The 20,216-nt window shown below is 64.3% G+C and carries 13 protein-coding genes; 11 read left to right on the top strand and 2 right to left on the bottom strand.

What is annotated here, in order from left to right; all coding sequences use genetic code 11:
* Positions 1–50: 50 nt before the first annotated feature.
* From AC1DXN_RS01215 to AC1DXN_RS01170, 10 genes are all read left to right on the top strand, one after another.
* The gene (locus AC1DXN_RS01215) at positions 51–497 is read left to right on the top strand and encodes a hypothetical protein (RefSeq protein ID WP_477272053.1); all 447 of its coding nucleotides are present in this window, start codon (positions 51–53) and stop codon (positions 495–497) included.
* A 183-nt stretch (positions 498–680) separates the two neighbouring features.
* Entirely contained in the window at positions 681–1,820 is a 1,140-nt protein-coding gene (ccmI, locus tag AC1DXN_RS01210; RefSeq protein WP_477272055.1) for a c-type cytochrome biogenesis protein CcmI, read from the top strand.
* A gap of 3 nt (positions 1,821–1,823) precedes the next feature.
* Complete coding sequence (gene ccmE / locus AC1DXN_RS01205) at positions 1,824–2,267, top strand: cytochrome c maturation protein CcmE (RefSeq protein WP_477243805.1); 444 nt, start codon at positions 1,824–1,826, stop codon at positions 2,265–2,267.
* A gap of 11 nt (positions 2,268–2,278) precedes the next feature.
* Positions 2,279–4,261: a heme lyase CcmF/NrfE family subunit gene (locus AC1DXN_RS01200; protein WP_477272057.1), complete on the top strand. Its 1,983-nt coding sequence runs from the start codon at positions 2,279–2,281 to the stop codon at positions 4,259–4,261.
* Positions 4,258–4,725: a cytochrome c-type biogenesis protein gene (locus AC1DXN_RS01195; RefSeq protein ID WP_477272059.1), complete on the top strand. Its 468-nt coding sequence runs from the start codon at positions 4,258–4,260 to the stop codon at positions 4,723–4,725. Before AC1DXN_RS01200 ends, AC1DXN_RS01195 begins: the two co-directional genes overlap by 4 nt.
* Positions 4,726–4,856: 131 nt before the next feature.
* On the top strand, positions 4,857–6,407 hold the full coding sequence (locus tag AC1DXN_RS01190) for a Do family serine endopeptidase (protein WP_477272061.1): 1,551 nt from the start codon (positions 4,857–4,859) through the stop codon (positions 6,405–6,407).
* Between the two features lie 297 nt (positions 6,408–6,704).
* Positions 6,705–7,379 (top strand): response regulator transcription factor, encoded by a 675-nt coding sequence (locus AC1DXN_RS01185; protein WP_477272431.1) that lies wholly within the window; start codon positions 6,705–6,707, stop codon positions 7,377–7,379.
* A gap of 6 nt (positions 7,380–7,385) precedes the next feature.
* Positions 7,386–8,861: a sensor histidine kinase gene (locus AC1DXN_RS01180; protein ID WP_477272063.1), complete on the top strand. Its 1,476-nt coding sequence runs from the start codon at positions 7,386–7,388 to the stop codon at positions 8,859–8,861.
* Positions 8,861–11,827, top strand: a complete 2,967-nt coding sequence (locus tag AC1DXN_RS01175) for a bifunctional [glutamine synthetase] adenylyltransferase/[glutamine synthetase]-adenylyl-L-tyrosine phosphorylase (RefSeq protein WP_477272065.1) — start codon at positions 8,861–8,863, stop codon at positions 11,825–11,827. The genes AC1DXN_RS01180 and AC1DXN_RS01175 overlap by 1 nt, the downstream gene beginning before the upstream one ends.
* Before the next feature lie 61 nt (positions 11,828–11,888).
* A complete protein-coding gene (locus AC1DXN_RS01170; RefSeq protein WP_477272067.1) occupies positions 11,889–12,362 on the top strand; it encodes an EF-hand domain-containing protein in 474 nt (157 codons plus the stop codon).
* Between the two features lie 49 nt (positions 12,363–12,411).
* Here the strand turns inward: AC1DXN_RS01170 and AC1DXN_RS01165 are convergent, their stop codons facing one another.
* Positions 12,412–14,733, bottom strand: coding sequence for a PAS domain-containing sensor histidine kinase (locus AC1DXN_RS01165; protein WP_477421434.1), 2,322 nt, complete (start codon positions 14,731–14,733; stop codon positions 12,412–12,414).
* A 311-nt stretch (positions 14,734–15,044) separates the two neighbouring features.
* Positions 15,045–17,690, bottom strand: a complete 2,646-nt coding sequence (gene pepN / locus AC1DXN_RS01160) for an aminopeptidase N (protein ID WP_477272069.1) — start codon at positions 17,688–17,690, stop codon at positions 15,045–15,047.
* Between the two features lie 155 nt (positions 17,691–17,845).
* Here pepN and AC1DXN_RS01155 point away from each other — a divergent pair, with 155 nt between their 5' ends.
* Positions 17,846–20,152 carry a xanthine dehydrogenase family protein molybdopterin-binding subunit gene (locus tag AC1DXN_RS01155; RefSeq protein WP_477272071.1) on the top strand — a complete coding sequence of 769 codons (2,307 nt, stop codon included), beginning with the start codon at positions 17,846–17,848 and terminating at the stop codon, positions 20,150–20,152.
* The last annotated feature ends 64 nt before the right edge of the window (positions 20,153–20,216 follow it).

The following is a 20,216-nucleotide window of genomic DNA, read 5'->3' as shown; positions in this document are numbered from 1 at the left end:
GCCCCCGGCTCATCCACAGCAGGCATAACTCAAGAAAACCGGTTGTTGGCATGAAGATTCGCGTCGCGCTCCTTTCCGCACTGGTGGCCCTTTCGGGCTGCGGGACGCTGGGCAAGGGCAGTGGCCCGGACATCACGGTCACCGAGCCGCCAGCGACGAACCCTCCGTCCGGCGCCAAGGTCACGGCGACGATCATCTCGGCCATGGCCGGCGGCCTAGTTGGCGGATCGATCGGCTCAGGTCTCAGCGACGCCGAAAAGCGCAGCGCGCTGGAGGCGGAATACAAGGCGCTTGAATATACGGCGAGCGGCCAGAAGGTGACGTGGAAGAGCGACCGGACCGCCCATTACGGCGAAGTCGTCGCCGCCCAGCCCTATCGCGTCGGTTCGCAGGACTGCCGCCAGTACACCCACACCGTCTTTACCGGCACCGCCGGCGCCACCGCGCGCGGAACCGCCTGCCGCAACGCCGATGGCAGCTGGACGCCGCTGACTTGATCAATGCATGTCGCCCAAAGGCGCGCAGCGGTTTTGGGACAACGACATGCATAAAACAAAGATCGGGCCGGATACTGACTCGGTCCGGTTGATATCGATCAAGGACATGCGGCGCGCCTGTCGTCAAAGCGTCGCAGGACGCCTGTGTTGGCAGGGCAGGGCGCTGCCGCTATTGGATGAGACATGCTGTTCTGGGTCATAGCCGCAATCCTCACGCTGGGCGCAAGCCTGGCGGTGCTGCTGCCGCTGGCCGGCGGCGCCAAGGGTGCTTCGACCAGCAGCGATCACGACCTGGAAGTCTATCGCGACCAATTGGCCGAGCTTGACCGCGATGCGGCGCGCGGCCTGATCCAGCCGGCGGAAGCCGAAGAGGCGCGCGCCGAAATCGCCCGCCGCATCCTTCGCCTGGACAGTGCCGGCCCGGCCGACAAGGCGGTGACACGGCAGCCGTCAAGGGCAACACGTCTGGTCGCAACCGCTGCCGTATTGGTGGTTCCCCTGGTCAGCTGGGGCCTTTACAGCCAGCTAGGCTCGCCTGATCTGCCGTCGCAGCCACTCAGCGAGCGGCTGGCCAAGAACCCCGCCGATAGCTCGGTCGACGAACTGGTGGCGCGCGCCGAAGCCCACCTTGCCGCCAACCCTGGGGATGGCCGCGGCTGGGACGTGCTGGCCCCGGTCTATCTGCGCCTGCAGCGATTTGCCGATGCAGTGACAGCCTATCGCAATGCCATTCGCCTCGATGGCGACAGCGCTGCCCGTCAGGCCGGCCTCGGCGAGGCGATCGCCAACGCCGCCGGCGGCATCGTCTCGGCGGATGCTCAAACCGCTTTCGAGGCGGCGCTGAAGCTCGATCCGGCAAATCCGAAGGCGTCCTTCTATCTGGCCATGGCGCTGGCGCAGGAAGGCCAGACCGACAAGGCCATTGCGGCCTGGCAAACCATGCTCGCCACGCTGCCGCCGGACTCGCCATGGCGCGGCGCGGTGCAGCAGGCCCTGGTGGAATCCGGCAATCGTGCCGTGGCGTCCGGACAGCCGGCGAAGGGCCCTGACGCTGCGGATGTCGATGCGGCCTCGTCGATGTCACCGCAGGACAGGGAGGCGATGATCAACACCATGGTCGCCGGCCTCGACGAGAAACTGAAGCAAAATCCGCGCGACGCGGAAGGATGGATGAAGCTCGTTCGTTCCTATGTCGTGCTGGGCAAGGCCGACCAGGCACGCGATGCGCTCAATCGCGGTATCGCCGTGTTTGGGGCGGACAGTGATGAAGCGAAGAAATTCACCGCCTTTGCCGCTTCGCTCGGCGTGACGGCGACGGAGTAGACCATGACGCGCAAACAGAAACGACTGTCGGTGATCGCCGGTGGGCTGGCGTTTCTCGGTGCCGCCACCGGTCTCACCTTCTATGCGCTCGGCCAGAAGGCCTCCTATTTCTACATGCCCGCCGATCTGACCACTGCCAGCCTGCAGCCGGGACAGCGCATCAGGCTCGGCGGCCTCGTCGAAAAGGGCACGATCGAGCGTGGCCAGGGCGCAACCGTCGCCTTTTCCGTCACCGACAAGCAGAAATCGGTCAAGGTCACCTATACCGGAATCCTGCCCGACCTGTTCCGCGAAGAGCAGGGCGTCATCACCGAAGGCGCCTTCGGCCCGGACGGCACCTTTGTCGCCGACAGCGTGCTGGCCAAGCACGACGAAAACTACATGCCCAAGGAAGTGGCCGACGGCCTCAAGGCCAAGGGCGTGTGGCAGGAGAGCAAAAGTGAATAGCGAAAACCATCATGGTTGAAACCGGGCATTTCGCGCTGGTTCTCGCGTTCGCGCTGTCGCTGGTGCAGACGCTGGTGCCGCTGTTTGGCGCCCGCACCGACAACCAGAAGATGATGGCTGTCGGCGGTCCGGCGGCGGTGACCGGCTTTGCCCTGACCGCGCTGTCCTTCGCCGCACTGGCGACAGCCTATGCAAGCTCCGATTTTTCGGTGGCGAGTGTGTGGGAAAACTCGCATTCGCTACAGCCGCTGATCTACAAGATCACCGGCACCTGGGGCAACCATGAAGGCTCGATGCTGCTCTGGGTGCTGATCCTGACCTTCTTCGGCGCGCTGGTCGCCGTATTCGGTTCCAATCTTCCGGCATCGCTGCGGGCCAACGTGCTGGCCGTGCAAGGCGCGATCGGCGCCACCTTCTTCCTGTTCATCCTGACCACGTCCAATCCGTTCATCAGGCTCAATCCGGCGCCCATCGAGGGCCGCGATCTCAACCCGATCCTGCAGGATCTCGGCCTCGCCATCCATCCGCCGTTGCTCTATCTCGGCTATGTCGGCTTCTCGATCTGCTTCTCCTTCTCGGTCGCCGCCCTCATCGAGGGTCGCATCGACGCGTCATGGGCGCGCTGGGTGCGGCCATGGACACTGGTCGCCTGGATGTTCCTGACCGGCGGCATCGCCATGGGATCCTACTGGGCCTATTACGAACTCGGCTGGGGCGGTTTCTGGTTCTGGGATCCGGTCGAGAACGCCTCCTTCATGCCGTGGCTGGCGGGCACGGCGCTGCTGCACTCGGCGATCGTCATGGAAAAGCGCTCGGCGCTGAAGATCTGGACGCTGCTGCTGGCGATCCTGACCTTCTCGCTGTCGCTGCTCGGCACCTTCCTGGTGCGCTCCGGCGTGCTGACCTCCGTCCACGCCTTCGCCACCGATCCGACACGTGGCGTCTTCATCCTTTGCATCCTGACACTGTTCATCGGCGGCTCGCTGGCACTGTTTGCCTTTCGCGCCTCGCGGCTGACGGCCGGCGGCCTCTTCCATCCGATCTCGCGGGAAGGCGCACTCGTCCTCAACAATCTGTTCCTGACCACGGCCGCGGCAACCGTGCTGATCGGCACGCTCTATCCGCTGGCCGTCGAAGCCCTTTCGGCCGACAAGATCTCGGTCGGCGCTCCGTTCTTCAATCTGACCTTCGGTCCGCTGATGGTGCCGCTGCTGGTCATGGTTCCCTTCGGGCCGCTGCTCGCCTGGAAGCGCGGTGATATTCTCGCCGTCGCCCAGCGCCTGATGGCGGCTTTCGCCGCGGCCTTTCTGGCCGTGCTGGTGACGGGGCTGTTCATCGATGGCGCGTCGGTGTTCGCCGCCCTTGGCGCCGGCCTTGCCTTCTGGCTGATCTGCGGCGCGCTCACCGATCTCGCCGTCAAATCCGGCTTTAGCAGTGTCGCGCCCGGCATCATGCTGCGGCGCTTCGCCGGCCTGCCGCGCTCGGTCTTCGGCACCACGCTCGCCCATCTCGGGCTCGGGCTGACGACGCTCGGCATCGTCGGCACGCTGTGCTTCGGCACCGAGAAGATCCTGTCGATGCATGCCGGCGAAACCGTCGAATTGTCGGGCCACACGCTGCGCTTCGAAGGGCTCTATCCGGCGCGAGGATCCAATTACAGCGAGGATCGCGGCCGCTTCGTGCTGCTCGGCGCCGACGGCGTCAGCGCGGCCGAAATCACCTCGGCCAAGCGCTTCTACCCGGTGCGTCAGATGACGACGACCGAGTCCGGCATCAAGACGATCTGGTTCAGCCAGCTCTATCTGTCGCTTGGCGACGAGGGCACCGACGGCTCCGTCGTCGTGCGCCTGTGGTGGAAACCGCTGGTGACGCTGATCTGGGGCGGCGGCCTGGTGATGATGGCAGGCGCGGCGATGTCGCTGCTCGACCGCCGGCTGCGTGTCGGCGCGCCCTTGCGCCGCCGCAAGCTTGCGGCATCGGCGAGCCTGCCATGACAGCCCGACTTTCGCTGGCCTCGCTTGTCCTGTTGTTGGCGCTGCTGTTTGCCGGCGTCGCCCAGGCGGTCAAGCCGGATGAGGTTCTCGCAGATCCGGCTCTGGAGGCGAGGGCGCGCTTGCTGTCCGAAGGCCTGCGCTGCATGGTCTGCCAGAACCAGTCGATCGACGAATCCGATGCCGACCTGGCGCGTGACCTGCGCATCCTGGTGCGCCAGCGCCTCGTCGCTGGCGACACCGACCAGCAGGTGATGGACTATATCGTCTCGCGCTATGGCGAGTTCGTGCTGCTGAAGCCGCGCTTCAGCATGCGCAATGCCTTGCTGTGGGGTACGCCTGTCGTCCTGCTGTTGGTCGGCGGGATCTTCATCGTGCTGACCGCGCGCTCGCGCCGATCGCTGGCAACCAAGGCGTTGAGCATCGAGGAACAGGCGGCGCTGGATAGTATTCTGCGCCGCGACTGACAGCGGCCGGCGCCTGCCAACATTACAAAAGTTTCATGCACCGGAAATGGCGCCGTAATGTACGCCACTCTATTTCTCTTCACCCGAGGATGCCCATCGAAGAGCATCCCTTGAAAGAGGATACGAGACCCATGAATATTGCCCCCAATTCATATTCCCGCACCCGCAAGCGCTTGATGGCTGCTGCCGCGTCGCTGGCCATTGCCGGCGCCATCGGCTTTGGCGCCGTCACCACCGGAACCGCTCCCGTTCTGGCCGACGCCGTGCGGGTCGAGGCGCCGCAGGTGCCGGGCTTCGCCGATGTCGTCGAGCGCGTTTCGCCGGCTGTCGTCAGCGTCAAAGTCAAGGCCAAGATCGAGCCGGCCGCCGATGACGGCTCCGACCAGTCCGACGGTCAGGACGGCATGAACAATCTTCCCGACAATCCGCAACTGCGCCAATTCTTCAGGCAATTCCGCGGTTTCGGCGACCAGAATGGCCAGGGCCAGGACGGCATCCGCCGCTTCGGCCACCGCGACCGCAACAACGATCAGCCGCGGCCGGTCGCACAGGGCTCGGGCTTCTTCATCTCCGATGACGGCTACCTCGTCACCAACAACCACGTCGTCGAGGAAGGTTCGTCCTTCACCGTGGTGATGAATGACGGCAAGGAGCTTGATGCCAAGCTGATCGGCACCGACCCGCGCACCGATCTGGCCGTGCTCAAGGTCGATGGCGACGGCAAGTTCACCTATGTCGACTTCGCCGATGATTCCAAGGTTCGCGTCGGCGACTGGGTGGTGGCCGTCGGCAATCCGTTCGGCCTTGGCGGCACCGTCACCGCCGGCATCGTCTCGGCCCGTGGCCGCGATATCGGCGCCGGCCCTTATGACGACTTCCTGCAGATCGACGCCTCGGTCAACCGCGGCAATTCGGGTGGCCCGACCTTCAACCTTAACGGCCAGGTCGTCGGCATCAACACCGCGATCTTCTCGCCCTCGGGCGGCAGCGTCGGCATCGCCTTCGACATTCCCGCCTCGACCGCCAAGACGGTCGTGCAGGATTTGATGAAGAGCGGCAGCGTCGAACGCGGCTGGCTCGGCGTCGAGATTCAGCCGGTCACTTCCGACATCGCCGAATCGCTCGGTCTGAAGTCCGACAAGGGTGCGCTGGTTTCCAGCGCCCAGGACGGCGGTCCCGGCAAGAAGGCCGGCATCACCGCTGGCGACGTCATCACCCAGGTGGACGGCAAGGACGTCGATTCGCCGAAGGAACTCGCTCGCTTGATCGGCGCCTATTCGCCCGGCAAGCCGGTCGACGTCACGGTGTGGCGTGACGGCAAGAGCCAGTCGATCAAAATCGATCTCGGCAAGCTGCCGTCGAGCGACAAGCAGGCATCGGCCGACCAGCCGGCGGCTCCGGCGAAGGCCGACACTTTGGCCGATCTCGGACTCACCGTCACCAAGTCGGAAAACGGCAAGGGGCTGGTGGTGACCGATGTCGATCCCGACAGCGATGCCGCCGATCGTGGCATCCAGCCCGGCGACGTCATCACCTCGGTCAATTCGATGGAGGTAAACGGCACCGAGGACGTCACCAAGGCGATGGCCGATGCGGTCAAGTCCGGCCGCAAGGCGGTGCTGATGCAGATCACCCACGACGACAGCAATCGCTTCGTCGCGCTGCCTGTCGCCAAGGGCTGACCGGCCGTTTCGACTTTTCCCGTGCGGCGGTTTCAAACACCCCCGAGCCGCCGCATGGGAAAGCATGGAGCCCGAATACGTTAGTCAGTCATCGTGTTCCGCTCCGGCGGCAGCGGGCCTCCCATCGCCCGCTGCCGCATTACCTCATGATGTCGCTCAAAAGTGCGAAGCGGTTTTTGCCCACGACAAAGAAGCATGTCGCCCAAAGTGTGTAGCGTCTTGGGGCAACTTTCAGTGAAGGCCACAATCCATATGCCGGCCACTCAATCTTCCAGCGAAATCGCGTATAACGGCTCGATGAAGATTCTCGTCATAGAAGACGATCGCGAGGCGGCCGACTACCTGCAGAAAGCCTTTGGCGAGGCCGGGCACACGGCGCATGTCGCCGGCGACGGCGAAACCGGCTTCGCGCTTGCCGATGCCGGCGACTATGACGTGATGGTCATCGACCGCATGATGCCACGTCGCGACGGCTTGTCGGTCATCGCGGGCCTGCGCTCCAGGGGCAACACGACGCCGGTGCTGATCCTGTCGGCGCTCGGCGAGGTCGACGACCGCGTAACCGGCCTGCGTGCCGGTGGCGACGATTATCTGACCAAACCCTATGCCTTCTCCGAGCTGCTCGCCCGCGTCGAGGTGCTGAACCGTCGCGCCAGCGCCAAGGAAGCCGAAACCATGTACCGGGTCGGCGATCTCGAACTCGACCGCCTGTCGCATTCGGTTCGCCGCGCGGCATCCGAGATCACGCTGCAACCGCGCGAGTTCCGGCTGCTCGAATATCTGATGCGTCACGCCGGCCAGGTGGTGACGCGCACCATGCTGCTCGAAAATGTCTGGGATTATCATTTCGATCCGCAGACCAATGTCATCGATGTTCACATCTCGCGGCTGCGCGGCAAGATCGAAAAGGGCTTCGACAAGCCGATCCTGCACACGATTCGCGGCGCCGGCTATATGCTGAAGGGCGGCTAAAGCCCCATGGCGTTGTCCATGCCCGCCATCATGAGGACAACGGCTGCCCGGTTATCGGCGCTTTATCTGCTGCTGTTCGCGCTTTGCGCGGTGCTGCTGGTCTTCTACATGACCTCGCTGTCGGCGCGCATGCTGACCGCGCAGACTCAGGAAACCATCAACGACGAAGTGCTCGGTCTCGCCCATGCCTATCAGCGCGGCGGCCTGCCGGTGCTGGTCCGCGTGGTCGAGCAGCGCTCCCGCCAGCCCGGCGCCAACCTCTATCTGATCGCCGATGCCAATGGCCAGATCCTGACCGGCAACGTGCAGAGCCTGGAGCCGGGCGTTCTCGAGATCGACGGCTGGACAACCGAGCCGTTCTCCTACCGCCGCTTTGGCGAAGGCGAGCTGGAGCGGCAACGCAATCCGGCGGCTGACCAGAACGCAACGCCAGCCGACCCGAACGACGTCCAGGTCGAAGGCGAAAAGGGCCACAACGCCATTGCGCTGGTGCTGCGCCTGCCCAACCAGATGATCATGCTGGTCGGACGCGATCTCGGCGAGCCGGAGCGCTTCCGTGCCGTCATTCGCCGTGCCTTGATGCTGGCGCTGGGCATGATGGGGCTTGGCGGGCTGCTGATCTGGTTCTTCGTCGGCCGCGCCGCGCTGAAGCGCATCGACAGCGTGTCGGAGGCCAGCCGCCGCATCATGGGCGGTGACCTGACAGGCCGGCTGCCGGTCACCGGCGCGGGTGACGAGTTCGACCGGCTGTCGGAAAACCTCAATTCCATGCTGGCCAGAATCGCGACGCTCAACGAGGGGCTGAAGCAGGTTTCCGACAACATTGCCCATGACCTGAAGACGCCGCTGACCAGGCTGCGCAACCGCGCCGAAGCGACGCTTTCCGGCAAGCACAAGACATCAGACTACAGGCAGGCGCTGGAAGGCACGATTACCGAGTCCGATCAGCTGATAAAGACCTTCAACGCTATCCTGATGATCTCGCGGCTGGAGGCAGGCTATTCCTCCGAGAGCACCAGCCGGGTCGATCTGGCGGCCGCGGTGCGCGATGTCGTCGAGCTCTACGAGCCGGTGGCGGAGGAAGCTTGTGTGGTGATCGAGACCGCCGTGGAAGGTGACTTCGCCGTCAACGGCAATCGCGAGCTGATCGGCCAGGCGCTGTCGAACATCGTCGACAACGCCATCAAATATTCCACCGACGCGACCGACAAGCCCACGGTTCGGGTGGCGTTGGAGCGCGTCGGCGGAGAGATCAGGCTCTCGGTGACCGACAATGGCCAGGGCATTCCCGACGATGCCGACCGCGCCAGGGCGACCGAGCGTTTCGTGCGGTTGGAGAAAAGCCGTTCGCAGCCGGGCTCCGGCCTCGGCTTGAGCCTCGCCAAGGCGATCATGACATTCCACAACGGACGGCTTGATCTTCTGCCTGTAAATCCCGGATTGTCCGTTGTCATGAGTTTTCCCGAACGGGAGAACATCTGATGGCGGTGAGGGCGGTCGTGCAACGGATCGAAACGGACTGGCTGTTGAAGCCGGCGGCAAGGCTCGAGCCGCTGGACGAAAGCCGTGCCCGGCGGGAACTGTCGGAGATCGCCTCCGCCGCCCACGACGAGGACTTGCCGCGGCTGGCGAAGTTCCTGGCCGGCGAGGGCGCCGCTCAGCATTTTCTCGCCGCTGTGTTCGACCTGTCGCCGTTCCTGCGCGACACGGTGCGTCGCCGGCCGCAAATCCTCGACGCGCTGTTCGACGAGACGGTCGAGACCCGGCTGACGGCGATCCTGGCCGGGATCGACAAGGCGTCGCGCACCGAGACCGTCTCGGAATCGAGCCTGATGATGGAACTGCGCCAATCGAAGGCGGAAGCGCATGTCCTCATCGCGCTGGCTGATCTCGCCGGCGAGGCCGAGACGGCGCTGACGGTTCGGCGATTGAGCGATCTCGCCGATGCCTGCACGCGCGCCGCCGTCGATTTCCTGCTGCGCGACGCGCATCAGCAAGGCAAGCTCAGACTGCCCGACCCTCAGCAGCCGGCGCGGCAGTCGGGCTGGATCCTGCTCGGCATGGGCAAGCTTGGCGCGCATGAGTTGAACTACTCCTCCGACATCGACCTCGTCGTTTTCTTCGATCCGGACGCGCCGGCAATCGTCGACCCGCTCGACGCGACTGAGCTGTTTGCACGCCTGACCCGCCGGCTGGTCTGCATCCTGCAGGACCGCACCGAGCATGGCTATGTCTTCCGCACTGATCTCAGGCTGCGGCCCGATCCCGGTTCGACCCCGCTGGCCATCCCGGTCGAGGCAGCGCTGCGCTACTATGAGGCGCGCGGCCAAAACTGGGAGCGCGCCGCCATGATCAAGGCGCGACCGGTGGCCGGCGATCTGGCTGCCGGCGAGGCCTTCCTGAAGGAGTTGCAGCCCTATGTCTGGCGCAAGTACATGGATTACGCGGCGATTGCCGACGTCCATTCGATCAAGCGCCAGATCCACGCCCACAAGGGTCATGGCGAGATCGCGGTGAAGGGCCACAACGTCAAGCTCGGCCGCGGCGGCATTCGCGAGATCGAGTTCTTCGTTCAGACCCAGCAGCTCATCGCCGGCGGCCGTTTTCCCGAACTGCGCGGCCGCGAGACCGTGCCGATGCTCGGCCAGTTGGCCGTGCGCGGCTGGATCACCGCCGATGCGCGCGACGCGCTCACCAAGCAGTACTGGTTCCTGCGCCGCGTCGAGCATGCCATCCAGATGGTTGCCGACGAGCAGACGCATATCCTGCCCGACAATGACGAGGGGCTCGAGCGCATTGCCCACATGCTGGGTTTTGCCGATGCGGCGGCCTTTGCCGAGGCATTCCGAGCCGCGCTGCATCAGGTTGAGCGCCACTATGCGGCGCTGTTCGAAACCGCACCCGAACTCTCGGCGGGCATCGGCAATCTGGTCTTTACCGGCGATGTCGACGACCCCGACACGTTGAAGACCTTGAGCGGCCTCGGCTTTCAGCGGCCGAGCGACATCTGCCGGGTCATCCGCGGCTGGCATTTCGGCCGCTATAGGGTCACCCGGTCGGCCGAAGCACGCGAGCGGCTGACGGAGCTGACGCCGGCGCTGCTGCAGTCCTTTGGCCAGACACGCAGGGCGGACGAAGCGGTGATGCGCTTCGACGAGTTCCTCGCCGGCTTGCCCGCCGGCATTCAGCTGTTTTCTCTGCTGCAGTCCAATCCGGCGCTGCTCAAGCTGATGGCGACCATCATGGGCGCCGCACCGAGGCTGGCCGCGATCATCACCCGCCGGCCGCATGTTTTCGATGGACTGCTCGACCCGGCACTGCTGACCGAATTGCCCAACCGCGCTTACCTGTCCGCCCGGCTTTCCGCCTTCCTCGAAGGCGACAGGGCCTATGAGGACGTGCTCGACCGCTTGCGCATCTTTGCCTCCGAGCAAAGATTCCTCATCGGCGTCAGGCTGCTTGCCGGATCAATCGATCCGGCCCGTGCCGGCCGCGCCTTTTCCGATCTCGCCGATCTCACCATCGAAGCAGCCTTGCTGGCGGTCACCGCGGAATTCGCGCGGCGCCATGGCCGCATCGCCGGCGGCACGGTTTCGCTGCTCGGCATGGGCAAGCTCGGCAGCCGCGAACTGACGGCGGGCTCCGACGTCGACCTCATCCTGCTCTACGATCACGACCACGATGCCGACGAGTCCGACGGCGACAAGCCGCTTGCGCCATCGCACTACTACACCCGCATGACGCAGCGGCTGATCGCTGCCGTCTCCGCGCCGACGGCCGAGGGCGTTCTCTACGAACTTGATCTTCGCTTGCGGCCATCCGGCAACAAGGGACCGGTCGCCACCCATATCGATGCCTTCAAGAAGTACCAGCGCCAGGAGGCCTGGACCTGGGAGCACATGGCGCTGGTGCGAGCCCGTGCCATTGGCGGCGACGCAGCACTTTGCGCCGAGGTCGAGGCCGAGGTGGCGGCAGTGCTCGCCCTGCCGCGCGACAGCGCCAAGGTGATGGCCGAGGCAACCGAGATGCGTGCGATGATCGAGAAGGAGAAGCCGCCACGCGACCTCTGGGACATCAAGCTGATCCCGGGCGGTCTCATCGATCTCGAATTCATCGCGCAGGTGGCTGTGATATCAGGGCAGGTCGAAGCCGGCCGCCGTGCGACCGGGACAGCCGAAATCCTGTCCCGCCTGGCGCCGGATTTTGCTGACGTCCAGGTCCGGCAGGATCTCGGCGAAGCCTACGCGCTCTATCTGGCGCTGACCCAGATGACGCGGCTCTGCCTCACCGGCGTGTTCGAGCGCGATGACGTTCCGCCTGGGCTTTCGGATCTGCTTCTGGCGGTCACCGACCTGCCGGATTTCGGTGTGCTGGAAGCACACCTCAAAGAGACGTCGCAAAAGGTCAGAAAGGAATTTGACCTTCTGCTTCGTACGAAACGACCGTGACGGCAACAGGCCGCACGTTCTGTTTCGAGCATCGGGGGTGACGATGCAACAGGAGAAGACCATGAGAACGACAACCAGACTTGCCATCGCTTTCGTCGCCCTGGCCGGCGCCGCCGGCTCTGTGGCCTATGCCGACGAACACTATGGCGGCCAGCCGCGCCACGGCATGATGATGCGCCTCGACAAGGCGATGAAGGATTCGAACGGCACCATCACCTTCGACCAGTTCTCCGACGCCATGAATGATCGGCTGAAGAAGATCGTCGCCGACAATGGCGGCAAGCTGACCGTGGCGCAGCTCGCCGACGCGCTGGAGAAGGCGCGCTTCGAGCAGATGGCCAAGCGCATCATCGCTCGCTACGACTCCAAGGGCGACGGCACGCTGACGACCGACGACATCACCAGCCGTGAGAAGAAGGTCTTTGCCATGCTCGACAAGAACAATGACGGCAAGATCGAAAAGAGCGAACTGCCGAAAGGCGGCCGCATGGGCCATCGCCGTCAATGGGGCGGTGGCGACGACAGCATGGAGTAATCGGCGACAAAAGCTCCGGCGGTGCGAGCCGCCGGAGACATGTCGCGGATCAGGCGGCGGCCTTCACCGGCTGCGACGACTTCTTGATCGGGATGCGCACCGACACGATCGTGCCGACGCCTTCGGTCGAGCGGATTTTGAGCGCACCGCCCTGCAGCTCGGCCAGCGAGCGCGAGATGGCGAGGCCAAGGCCGGAGCCGGCATGGCTCTTGGAGAACTGGTTCTGCACCTGTTCGAACGGCCGGCCGAGCTTGCCCAGCGCCTCCTTCGGAATGCCGCAGCCATTGTCCTCGATGGTCAGCACCAGCGCGCCGGATGTGTTGCGGGCGCGCACCGAAATGTGGCCGCCCTGGCCCGTGAACTTCACCGCATTCGATAGCAGGTTGATGGCGATCTGCTTGATTGCCCGGCGATCGGCGAACAGCGTCATCGCATCGGCGATGCGGGTTTCCACCGTGATCGATTTTTCCGCCGCTTGCAGCGAGACGACGCGCACCGTCTCCTTGATCAGCGGACAGAGATCGATTTCCTCGCGGTCCATCGAGAACTGGCCAGCCTCGATCTTCGACATGTCGAGTATGTCGTTGATGACGCCCAGCAGATACTTGCCGCTGCCGTTGATGTCGGTGGCATATTCCTCGTAGCGCGACGAACCGAGCGGCCCGAACAGGCCCTGTTCCATTAGTTCCGAAAAGCCGATTATGGCGTTGAGCGGCGTGCGCAATTCGTGGGACATGTTGGCCAGGAACTCGGATTTGGCCCTGTTCGCCGCCTCGGCGCGCTCGGTTTCTTTCATGTATTTGCGGTTGAGCTCGACCAACTCGCGCGAGCGCTCTTCCTCCGCGCGCCGTGCAAGGCTGAGATCGTGGATGGTCGCCATCAGCCGGCGTTCGCTGTCGACCAGCTTCTCCTGGTGGAGCTTGATCTGGGTGATGTCGGAGCCGACCGAGACGGTGCCGCCGTCGCGGGTGCGCAATTCATTCACCTGCAGCCAGCGCCCATCGGCCAGCTGCCGCTCGAAAGTGGCGCCGCCTTGCGGGCCATTGCTGTTGGCAAGCCGCCGTTCCGAGGCGAAGGCCAGCATGCGTTCTTCCAGCACGGCGCGCGAGGCACCCGGCATCACGTCGCGGTCCGACAGGCCATTGTCCTGCTGGTATTTGGAATTGCACATGATCAGCCGCTGGGYGGCATCCCACAGCACGAAGGATTCGTTGATGTTCTCGATSGCGGTSCGCAACCGCAGGTCCGCCGCCTCGGAGCGCAGCGCCAGGTGCCGTTGCTCGGTGACGTCGACGGCGATGCCGATCAGCTGGATCTCCGGCGCTTCCGGGTCGATCACTTGCGCCCGGGCGCGCATCCACACCCATTGTCCGTCGGCATGGCGCATGCGGAACACCTGATCGATATGGTCGATCTCGCGTTCGACGATCCGGTTGGCGAGTTGGAACAGATCGCCGTCCTCGGGATGGATGATCTCGTCGACCTCGCCGAACGACAGCATTGTGTCGCAGGGCTCGTAGCCCAGCATGTCGTACATCGAGCGCGACCAGTACATCTTGCCGCGCACCATGTCCCAGTCCCACAGGCCGCAGCGGCCGCGAACCAGCGCCATGTCGATGCGCTGGTGCGCTTCGAGATAGATACGGTCGGCTGTCTGGGCGCGCGATGCCTGGCCGAAATAGGCGTAGAGGATGATGATCAGCACACCGGCCGTCAGCACGAACAGGGTGACGTTGAGCGAGACCGTCTTGCGCCAGGTATCGAAGATCGCTTCCTGCGGCACCAGCACTGCCGCGGCATTCTTCCTGTCCTTGGTCAGGCTGACAGCGGCAAACCAGTCCTGTCCGCCGATGCTGACATTCATGACCCCGGCGCGGTCGCCGAACATGAACAACGGCTGGCCGCCCTGGACGAGGCCGTCGAGCGACCGTCCCTGCCAGCCTGTCGTCAGCGGCGACACCGCTACGATCTTGAAGGCGCCGTCGGTGATGGCAAGCACATGGCTGCGGCCCATCGCGCCCTGGCGGCTGGTGTTCTCCAGAAGATCCTGGACGGCGCCGGATGCGGCATTCGGATCGGCCGCGATCGCGCTGGCCATTTGACCGGCGGCCAGCGACAGGATCGCCTTGGCGTCGCGCTCGACATCGTCGCGCTCGTTCATCAGCGACAGGACCCGCAGCGCCGCTATGACGATCAGAAAGGTGATGATGAGAGCCGGTATCGATCGGCGCAGCAGCGGCTCGGCTGCCAGCAGCCGCCGGTAGGCAGGTTCGGCGATGAGCCGCGTGTTGCCGGCGAGACCGTCGCCTCGCGCCTCGCGCCGTTCAAAAGCCGTCCCTTCGGGCGCGCCCCACGCGTCCGCCTTGGCCATAAATGGCACTCCCCGAATTTCCGTACGCTTGACGATCCGGCAACACCGCACTTCCGAATCGTCTGTAAAGAATCAAAGGTGATTCGCCTTGTCCATAGGCGCGGGGAAAAAAGATTAAAAATTGATTGAAATAACGCAGGAATCCCTCCCCCTTGAGGGAAGGGTGGCCCGAAGGGCCGGGTGGGGTCCTCGGCGAAGTGCTCGACTTGTTCAATCACGGTCGAAGTTGGTCGAGGTCGCGCACTGCTGCAACGACCCCACCCGTCCATCCGCCTTCGGCGGCTGTCCACCCTCCCCTCAAGGGGGAGGGATCAAGCCAGCGTGCGCTCGACAATATCGCGCAGATCCGCCGACAGGTTCTCGGCACCGGCGATGGCCAGCAGCGCTTCCCTGGCCTTGGCCTGGCGGCCGGGCTCAAGCGCGCGCCATGACCTGAGAGCCGTCGCCAGCCTCGCCGCCACCTGCGGGTTGCGTTTTTCGACCTCCAGAACGGTTTGCGAAAAGAACCGGTAGCCTTCGCCGTCGGCGCGGTGGAAGCCGGTCTGGTTGGCGCTGGAAAACGTGCCGATGAGTGAGCGCACCCGGTTCGGGTTGGCCATCGAGAAGGCCGGGTGACTGGTCAGCGCACGCATCGCGTAGACGGTTTGCGGACCCGGTACGCTGGCCTGGATCTGGAACCATTTGTCCATGACCAGCGCATCGGACCCATATTTCGCCTCGAAATCCGCCAGCGCCTTGACCGCCTCGGGCGCACCATGATGACGGTGCGCAAGCACGGTGAGCGCGGCGGCGCGGTCCGTCATGTTGGTCGCGGCCCGGAAATGCTCGGCGGCAAGTGTTGCACCGCCCGGAAGCAGCGCGAGATAATCCAGCAAGGTGTTGCGCAGCGCCCGTCGCCCGGCGCTGGCCGCGTCCGGGCTGAACGGGCCGTCGTCGGCAAGGCGATCGTAGAGGCTGGCGAAGGTGTCCCGGTTCGCCTTGGCAATCGCCAGCGCCAGCGCCTCGCGGCCCGAGAAGATGGCGTCGGGATCGATGCTCTTGCCGATGTCGCGGGCAATGTCGGACTCGCCGGGAAGCGCCAGCGCCAGCGCCCGATAGGCCGGCTCCAGTGTCTCGTCGCCGGCGATCTTGCCGGCAAGCCCGGTCAGCCGGGCGGTGAACTCGGTCTGCTTGCCGCCAAGGGTCTGGCGGAAGGCGGCGATCAGCGCATCGGTCAGCAGCGTGTTGAACGCTTGCCAGCGCGAGAAGGCGTCGCTGTCATGGGCGGCCAGGAAGAACTGGTCGTCGGCCCTCTGCTCGACCGAAAGCGTTATCGGCGCCGAAAAGCCGCGGTTGAGCGACACCGCCGGGCGCTCGGCAACGCCGGAAAAGCGCACCATGTGCCGGCGCTTGCGGATATGGATGACGCCATCCTCGACGACAGCGCCTTCGACGCCGCGCCAGGCAACCGGCTTGCCGCCGGCGCCGACCAGGCCGAAGGCCAGCGGAATGTGCATCAGCCGCTTGCGGCTTTCCGACGGTGTCGGCGGCACCGACTGTTCGATTTCGAGCGTGAATTCCTGCGCCGCCGCATTGTGCGTCGAACTGACCGTCAGATTGGGCGTGCCCGCCTGATGGTACCACAGCGAAAACTGCGACAGGTCGCGGCCGGATACATCCTCGAACACCTTGACAAAATCCTCGATCGTCGCCGCCTGGCCGTCATGGCGCTCGAAATAGAGGTCCATGCCGGCGCGGAACGTCTCGGCGCCGAGGATGGTGCGGATCATGCGCACCACTTCCGAGCCCTTTTCGTAGACCGTCGCCGTGTAGAAATTGTTGATCTCGCGGTAGCGACGCGGCCGCACCGGATGTGCCAGTGGTCCCTGATCCTCAGGAAACTGATGCGCGCGCAGCGTGCGCACTTCGGCAATGCGCTTGACCGGCCGCGAGCGCTGGTCGGCGGAGAATTCGTGATCGCGAAAGACCGTCAGCCCTTCCTTCAGGCAGAGCTGGAACCAGTCGCGGCAGGTGATCCTGTTGCCGGTCCAGTTGTGGAAATACTCATGCGCGATGATCGCCTCGATATTGGCGAAATCGGCATCCGTCGCGGTCTCCTGGTCGGCCAGCACATATTTGTCGTTGAAGATGTTGAGGCCCTTGTTCTCCATGGCGCCCATGTTGAAATCCGACACGGCGACGATGTTGAAGACGTCGAGGTCGTATTCGCGGCCGAACGCCTCCTCGTCCCATTGCATCGACCGCTTGAGCGCATCCATGGCGTAGCCGGCGAGCCGTTCCTTGCCCGGCTCGACATAGATGCCGAGCTCGACCGTGCGGCCTGACATGGTGACGAAACTGTCGGCCAGTTTGCCGAGAGCGCCGGCCACCAGCGCGAACAGATAGGACGGCTTGGGGAAGGGGTCGTGCCATCCAGCATAGTGCCAGCCGTCGGCAAGCGCGCCGCTGTCGGCCGGGTTGCCGTTGGAGAGGAGCAGCGGCGCCTCATCGCGCTTTGCCTCGATGCGCACCGTATAGACGGACAGGATATCGGGGCGATCGAGGAAGTAGGTGATGCGACGAAAGCCTTCTGCCTCGCATTGCGTGCAATAGACGTTGCTCGAACGATAGAGGCCCATCAGCGCCTCGTTGCGCGCCGGCGCCAGTTCGGTTTCGATGAGCAGTTGGAAGCGGGTCGTTGCCGGTGGCTGAAGGATGGTCAACTGATCCGGCGTGGCCAGAAAATCGGCCGGCGCAAGTTCGTGGCCGTCGATGGCGACACGAATGAGCGTCAGCCCGTCGCCGTCCAGCAGCAGCGGCACTAAGGCCGCCACGCCGTCGCGGCGTTCGATCGTCAGCACGGCGATGACGCGCGTTGCCTCTGGCGAAAGGCGGAAAGTGAGGCTGGTTTCCGGAATGAGATAATCGTTGGGGCGATAGTCTTCGAGCTTGAAGACCTGGCCGGTATCGGTACGCATTCCCTAGGTTTTCCTGTCGATTTCCGTGGCGAAAAGTGTGTCCGCTGGTCCAAAAAAGTTGAAGTCCGCGCTCTTTACACGAAACGGTCCCTCGACAAAACTGCGGCAATGCCTATTTCAGGCGTTCGCTTTCCAATCATCATCGTGAGGCATGCATGACCGTGGTCACACCGAAATTCGGCATGGGCGCTTCTGTGCTGCGTGGCGAGGACCAAGCCTTCATCAAGGGTGAGGGCCGTTACACCGACGATATCCGGCCGGCAGGCCTGCTGCACGGCTATGTCCTGCGCTCGCCGGTGGCCAAGGCAAGCTTCAGCATCGGTTCGCTCGAGGCCGCCAAGGCGGCGCCCGGCGTCCATCTGGTGCTGACCGGTGCGGATCTCACCCATCTCGGCAAGCTGAAATCCGGCGTCATGCAGAAACAGCCGGACGGCACCAGGGCGCCGACCCGCGACATCCCGATCCTGTGCCGCGACCGGGTCAATTATGTCGGCGACGCCGTCGCCTTCGTCGTCGCCGACAGCCGCGCGCTGGCGCAGGACGCGGCCGAGCTGATCGACGTCGACTATGATGGCGAAGATGCCGCGTCAGGCACGGCAACGGCGCTTGCCGAAGGCACGCCGCTGGTCTGGCCGGAACTCGGCTCCAACCGCGCCTTCACCTATCACATCGGTGACAAGGCGAAGACCAAGGCGGCTTTCGCCAAGGCCGCCACCGTCAGCCGCATCGAATTTGTCAACAACCGGCTGGTCTGCAACTATTTGGAACCGCGCTCGGCGATCGGCGAGTGGAAGGCCGACGAGAACCGCTTCGTGCTGACCACCGGGTCTCAGGGCGTGCATTCCATGCAGTACATCCTGGCCGACCTGTTCAAGATCAAGAAGGACCAGCTGCGCGTCATCACGCCGGACGTCGGCGGCGGCTTCGGGCCGAAAGCCTTTGTCTATCGTGAACATCCGCTGGTGCTCGAGGCGGCGAAGCGGCTTGGCCGTCCTGTGAAATGGGCCGGCGATCGCACGGAGCATTTCCTCACCGATGCGCAAGGCCGCGACAATGTAGTGACCGCTGAAATGGCGCTGGACAAGGATGGCCGCTTCCTCGGCATGAAGGTCGATTTGCGCGCCAATATCGGCGCCTATGTCTCGCAATACGGGCCGTTTATCCCCTATATCGGCGTCACCATGTCGACCGGAGTCTACGACATCCAGGCGCTAGACGTGTCCGTGACCGGCCTCTACACCAACACCTGCCCGGTCGACGCCTATCGCGGCGCTGGCCGCCCGGAAGCGGCATTCCTGCTGGAAAAGCTGGTCGACGCCTGTGCCCACGATCTTGGCCTGCCGGTCGAAGAGATCCGTAGGCGCAATTTCATCCGGCCCGAGCAATTCCCCTACCGCACTCAGACCGGCCGTCTTTACGACACCGGCGAATTCGAAGGTCACATGAACCGCGCCATCGAGCAGGCTGAATGGAAAGCATTTCCCGAACGGGTGGCGCAGTCGAAGGCGACTGGAAAGATCCGTGGCATCGGCATGGCCACCTACATCGAGGCCTGCGCCTTCCCGGGTTCGGAACCGGCCTTTGTCGAACTCAACGGCGACGGCACAGTGACGCTGAAGATCGGCACCCAGACCAACGGGCAGGGCCATGCCACCGCCTATGCGCAGTTTCTCTCGGAAAAGCTCAATCTCGATATCGACAAGATCCATGTCCGTCAGGGCGACACCGACGAATTGAAGGCCGGCGGTGGCACCGGCGGCTCGCGTTCGATTCCGCTCGGCGGTGTATCAGCGTCTCGCGCCGGCGAGGATCTGGCCAACAAGATCAAGCGCATCGCCGCCGACGAGCTGGAGGCTTCAGCCGGCGATATCGAATTGTCCGATGGCGTTGCCCGCATTGTCGGCACCGACCGCACGATCGATTTTTCAAGCATTGCCAAGGCCGCCAAGAACCCGGACGATCTCAAGGGATTTGGCGAATTCGTCCAGGACGAGTGCACCTATCCGAACGGCACCCATATATGCGAGGTCGAGATCGATCCCGACACCGGCACGACGGCGATCGTCCGCTACACCATCGTCGACGATTTCGGTGTCACCGTGAACCCGATCCTGCTGGCCGGCCAGGTGCATGGCGGCGTCGTCCAGGGCATCGGCCAGGCGCTGACCGAGGACACCATCTATGGCGAGGATGGGCAATTGCTGACGGCGAGCTTCATGGACTACGCCATGCCGCGCGCCGACGATTTTCCGTTCTTCCATTTCGAAACCCGCAACGTGCCTTCAACCACCAACGCGCTTGGCATCAAGGGCGCCGGCGAGGCGGGCACGATCGGCTCGACGCCGGCAGCGCTCAACGCCGTGACCGACGCACTGCATCGCGCCTATGGCATCAGGCACATCGACATGCCGGCAACGCCGGCGCGCATCTGGGCGGCGATCCAGGAAGCAACAAGACAGTGACAGCGAGGCCGGGGGGCCACGCGGCCGAGAAACTGTCCGATCATCCCGGTCGCGTGCTGACCGG

This window comes from Mesorhizobium sp. P2_H9 (assembly GCF_056403215.1).
This window is presented reverse-complemented; position numbering and strand designations above follow the sequence as displayed.